The organism is Kribbella sp. (assembly GCF_035655035.1).
In the GTDB taxonomy this organism is placed as follows: domain Bacteria; phylum Actinomycetota; class Actinomycetes; order Propionibacteriales; family Kribbellaceae; genus Kribbella.
Genome location: NZ_DASRVN010000284.1, coordinates 1 through 4,803, shown reverse-complemented (window position 1 = coordinate 4,803; position 4,803 = coordinate 1). Strand labels below are relative to the sequence as shown.

4 protein-coding genes and 1 pseudogene are annotated in these 4,803 nt (G+C 69.0%); 4 read left to right on the top strand and 1 reads right to left on the bottom strand.

What is annotated here, in order from left to right; all coding sequences use genetic code 11:
• From VFF46_RS16410 to VFF46_RS16395, 4 genes and pseudogenes are all read left to right on the top strand, one after another.
• Positions 1 to 264 (top strand): annotated as a pseudogene (locus tag VFF46_RS16410) (MBL fold metallo-hydrolase); the annotation flags it as partial.
• Positions 265 to 416: 152 nt separating this feature from the next.
• Positions 417 to 1,523 (top strand): EfeM/EfeO family lipoprotein, encoded by a 1,107-nt coding sequence (locus tag VFF46_RS16405; RefSeq protein ID WP_325037986.1) that lies wholly within the window; start codon positions 417 to 419, stop codon positions 1,521 to 1,523.
• Positions 1,520 to 2,737: an iron uptake transporter deferrochelatase/peroxidase subunit gene (gene efeB, locus VFF46_RS16400; RefSeq protein WP_325037985.1), complete on the top strand. Its 1,218-nt coding sequence runs from the start codon at positions 1,520 to 1,522 to the stop codon at positions 2,735 to 2,737. Before VFF46_RS16405 ends, efeB begins: the two co-directional genes overlap by 4 nt.
• 23 nt (positions 2,738 to 2,760) lie before the next feature.
• Entirely contained in the window at positions 2,761 to 4,389 is a 1,629-nt protein-coding gene (locus VFF46_RS16395) for an alkaline phosphatase family protein (protein ID WP_325037984.1), read from the top strand.
• Between the two features lie 56 nt (positions 4,390 to 4,445).
• On the opposite strand, the gene VFF46_RS16390 is transcribed toward VFF46_RS16395, so the two are convergent.
• A partial coding sequence (locus tag VFF46_RS16390) for a WYL domain-containing protein (RefSeq protein ID WP_325037983.1) occupies positions 4,446 to 4,803 on the bottom strand: 358 nt, incomplete at its 5' end.

Genomic DNA, 4,803 nt, shown 5'->3' with positions numbered 1-4,803 from the left:
CTCGCCGAGGGCGCCGACCTGCTGGTGATCGAGTCGACGTACCTGTCGGCGGAAGCGGAGCTGGCCCGCCGGTTCGGGCATCTGACCGCGCGCCAGGCGGCCCGCGTGGCGGCGGAGTGCGGCGTACGGAAGCTGGTCCTGACGCACTTCTCGCAGCGCTACCTCGAGCCTGAACGGTTCCACGAGGAGGCGGCGAAGGAGTTTTCCGGCGAGGTCGTGGTGGCGTCGGATCTCAGCAGAATCTCAGTTCCAACCCGCCGCTAGCGAACAGTTCGTTACGGCGCGGCGAACACGCCTGAACCGGGAAGACGGCATGATCGGCCGGCATTAGCATTGCCCGCGAATGGAAGAGGGCGTCTGAGAGCCCTCCAACGGCCGATCCCCCAGGAGCAGACCTCGTGCGCACGCCCCGTCCAGTGCCGGCGGTTGTGGCGCTGGCTGTTCTGGGTGCGGCGGCGGGCGTGTCGGTGTGGCGGCCCTGGGAAGGTGCCGCCGGCGCGACGGCCGGATCGAGCGGGATCAGCGTGTCGCGGAGCCAGTGCGGGCAGGGTTGGTCGGACCCACGGACCGGGCGGCAGACGATCACCGTGCGCAACACCGGGGACGCGTCCGCGGAGGTCGACGTCGTCGAGGTCGGGAGCCAGAAGGTGTACGGCGAGGTCGAGGGCCTCGGGCCGAACACGAGCGCGCAGCTCGACGTCCAGCTCGGCGCCGGGAAGTACGCGATCCGCTGCCTGATCGAGGACACCGCCGCGATCACCGGCCCGACCGTCACGGTCAGCGGCACCGGGCAGGGCGGCCCGGCCGTCGTACCGGTGACCAAGAACGACATGCTGCCGCTGGTGAAGAAGTACGAGGCCACCGTCGCGCGCGGTGTCGCGGACCTGGTGACGAAGACGGACAAGCTGCGGACCGATGTCGATGCCGGCAACCTCGCCGCCGCCCGGACCGACTGGGTGGCCGCGCACGTGGCGTACAACTCGCTCGGCGCGGCGTACGGCGCGTTCGGCGACTTCGCGGACAAGATCGACGGCTCCGGCGCCGGGTTCCACCCGCTGGAGAAGGGCCTGTGGCACAGCGGATCCGCCGCGGCGCTGAAGCCGATCGCGGACCAGCTGGCGACCGCTGTCCACGGCCTGCAGAAGGACCTGCCGAACGAGCAGGTCGATCCGAACGACCTCGGCCTGCGGGCCCACGAGATCATGGAGAACGCGCTCCAGTTCGAGCTCACCGGCGAGAACGACCAGGGCAGCGGTACGTCGCTGAACACCGCGCTCGCGAACCTGAACGGTACGGCGACCGTGCTGGCGATCCTGGACCCGGTCCTCAAGCCCCGGTACGCGGACCTGCCGCAGGTGCAGAAGTGGATCGCCCGCGTGCGTGTGCTGCTGGCCGCCAACCAGAACACGCCCGTCGGCAAGCTGGACCACACGACGCGGCAACAGCTCAACGGCGCGGTCGGCGAACTGCTGGAGAAGCTCGCCCCAGTAGCGGCGATCTGCGATGTGCGGAGGACCGGATGAGTGGCTTCGACCGCCGGTCGTTCCTTCGCGGGACACTGGCCGGCGCCGGTGCGGCAGCCGTCTCCGGGGCCGGTGTGGCCGCGGTCACCGGGACTGCGTTGACCGCCGACGCGGTGACGTCTGCGTCCGTACCGTTCCACGGCGTACATCAGGCGGGAATCATCACGCCCCAGCCGAAGCAGGCGATCTTCGCGTCGTTCGACGTGATCGCGGCGGACAAGGGCGAGCTGACCGACCTGTTCAAGACGCTGACCGAGCGGGCGCGGCTGCTCACGACGGGCGGTGCGCTGCCGCCGCTCGGAATCACCGCCCCGCCGGCCGATTCCGGCGTACTCGGGCCGGACATGCCGGGTGACGACCTCACGGTCACCGTCGGTGTCGGGGCCTCGCTGTTCGACGCGCGGTACGGCCTCGGGAAGCAGAAGCCGGCCAAGCTCACCGCGATGAAGGAGTTCCCGAACGACAGCCTCGACGAGGCCTTGTGTCACGGGGATCTGAGCCTGCAGCTGTGCGCGTCGGAGACCGACGTCGTGCTGCACGCGCTGCGCGACATCACCCGGCACACGCGCGGCGCGATGCAGCTGCGCTGGCGGGTCGACGGATTCCACAGCGCGCCGCGCCCGGCCGGTACGCCGCGCAACCTGATGGGTTTCAAGGACGGCATCGTCAACCCGGCCTCGGCCGACCACGACAAGCTCGTGTGGGTCGGCAAGGGCAACGGCGAACCGGCCTGGACCGAGGGCGGCAGCTACCAGGTACTGCGCCAGATCCGGATGCTCGTCGAGTTCTGGGACCGGGTGTCGCTCGGCGAGCAGGAGAACATGTTCGGCCGCCGCCGGGACACCGGTGCGCCGCTGGACGGCAACAGCGAGACCGACGTACCGGACTACGGGGCCGACCCGACCGGCAGCGCGATCCCGCTGACCAGCCACATCCGCAAGGCGAACCCGCGGACGCCTGACACCGCGTCCAGCCAGTTCCTGCGCCGTGGCTACAACTACGACAAGGGCACCGACGCGGTCGGTGACCTGGACCTGGGCCTGTTGTTCTGCGCCTACCAGCAGGACGTCGCCCGGCAGTTCGAGGCTGTCCAGACCCGGCTGGCCGACGAGCCCCTCGTCGACTACATCCGGCCGGTCGGTGGCGGCTATTTCTTCACGCTTCCCGGAGTACGGGACGGCAACGACCACTTCGGGCGGTCGTTGCTCGCATGAGGTATTCATCAGGAGGAGAAGGCATGCGCGCAAGACTCCCTGTCGCCGCCACGGCCGTTGCGGCCGCGACGGGCTTGTTGCTGGCCGCCTGTGGCGCGCCCGGCGCCGCCCAGCAGGTGACCAACGCCGGCGCGGCGTTCACGGCGGCCGACGCCGCGTCGTACCACCCGGCGGGGACCACCACGCCGATCAAGCACATGGTGGTGATCTTCGGCGAGAACATCTCGTTCGACCACTACTTCGGGACCTACCCGAAGGCGGCGAACACCGACGGTACGCCGTTCACCGCGGCCCGGCACACGCCGAAGGTCAATGGGCTGACCAACGAGCTGCTGACGAACAACCCGAACGCGTACAACCCGAAGCGGCTGTCGCCGAAGCAGGCGATGACCTGCGACCAGAACCACAACTACGCCGCGGAGCAGAAGGCCGCCAACGGCGGCAAGATGGACAAGTTCGTCGAGTTCACCGAGACGTCCAAGTGCACCGGCCAGCCCGTGCTGTTCGGTGAGCCGGGCCTGGTGATGGACTACTACGACGGCAACACCGTCACCGCGATGTGGAACTACGCGCAGCACTACTCGATGAGCGACAACTCGTACAACACGGTGTACGGCCCGTCCACCCCGGGCGCGCTGAACCTGATCTCCGGGCAGACCCACGGCGGCCAGGCGTACGACCCGAAGACGGGGCAGCCGACCACCGACGCGTACGCCGTCCAGTCGCCGGACAAGAACGGCATCGGGACGATCACCAACGACCCCGACCCGATCTACGACGACTGCTCGAACAACAACGGCAAGTCCTCGAACAACCTGGCCGGCATGCACGGGCAGAACGTCGGTGACCTGCTGAACAAGCAGAACGTCACCTGGGGCTGGTTCCAGGGCGGCTTCAAGCCGACCGGTACGGCGAACGGCAAGGCCGTCTGCGGCGCCCAGCACACCAACGTCGGCGGCAACGCGGTGAACGACTACAGCCCGCACCACGAGCCGTTCCAGTACTACAAGTCGACCTCGAACCCGCAGCACCTGCCGCCGTCGTCGGTGGCCGCGATCGGTCACACCGACCAGGCGAACCACCAGTACGACACGTCGGACTTCGACGCGGCGGTCGCGGCGAACAACCTGCCGGCGGTCAGCTTCCTGAAGGCCGGCGAGTACCAGGACGGCCACGCCGGGTACTCCGACCCGCTGGACGAGCAGGCGTTCATCGTCAAGGAGATCAACCAGCTGCAGAAGTCGCCGGAGTGGAAGTCCACCGCGGTCGTCCTGGCCTACGACGACTCCGACGGCTGGTACGACCACGCGAAGTCGCCGATGGTGAACGGCTCGAACGACGCGGCGCTCGACCAGGCCTCGCTGTGCGGCACCCGGCCGGTCTCCGGCGGGTACGCCGACCGCTGCGGTTACGGCCCGCGGCTCCCGCTGCTGGTGGTCTCGCCGTACGCGAAGACCAACCACGTCGACCACTCGGTGACCGACCAGTCCTCGATCCTGAAGTTCATCGAGGACAACTGGCGGACCGGCCGGATCGGCGACCACTCGTTCGACCAGCGGGCCGGCAGCCTGAACAACATGTTCAGCTGGTGGGAGCACCCGAACACCAAGCAGCTGATCCTGGACCCGAAGACCGGGGCCGTCGTCAGCTGACCACCTGACCCGGATGCCCTGATCGGCGAGGGATCGCCGGTCAGGGCAGCTTCCTTTTACGCGTTGGGCACGGCGGCGCTCAGGCGGGTGACCAGTGTGCGGATGGCGTCGATCAGTTCCGGCGGGTCCTGGACCTCGAAGGGCAGGCCGAGGATGCCGAGGTGCAGCGCGATCTGGTCGAGTGCATGAGCCCCGGTCTCGACCAGGGTGGTGGTCTCGTCGATCGGGGTGACCGACGCGACGTTCGGGCCGTACCGGTCGGCGACCTGCTCGGCGGGCGCGTGCACCAGGATGCGCGCCTGGTAGCGGTAGCCGCCGTACGCGACACCACGATTCGTGGACGCCAGCTCCGGTACGTCGCGGGGCGTGAACCGCGGGCCGGTCGGGATCCGCGGCTGCACCCGGTCGACGCGG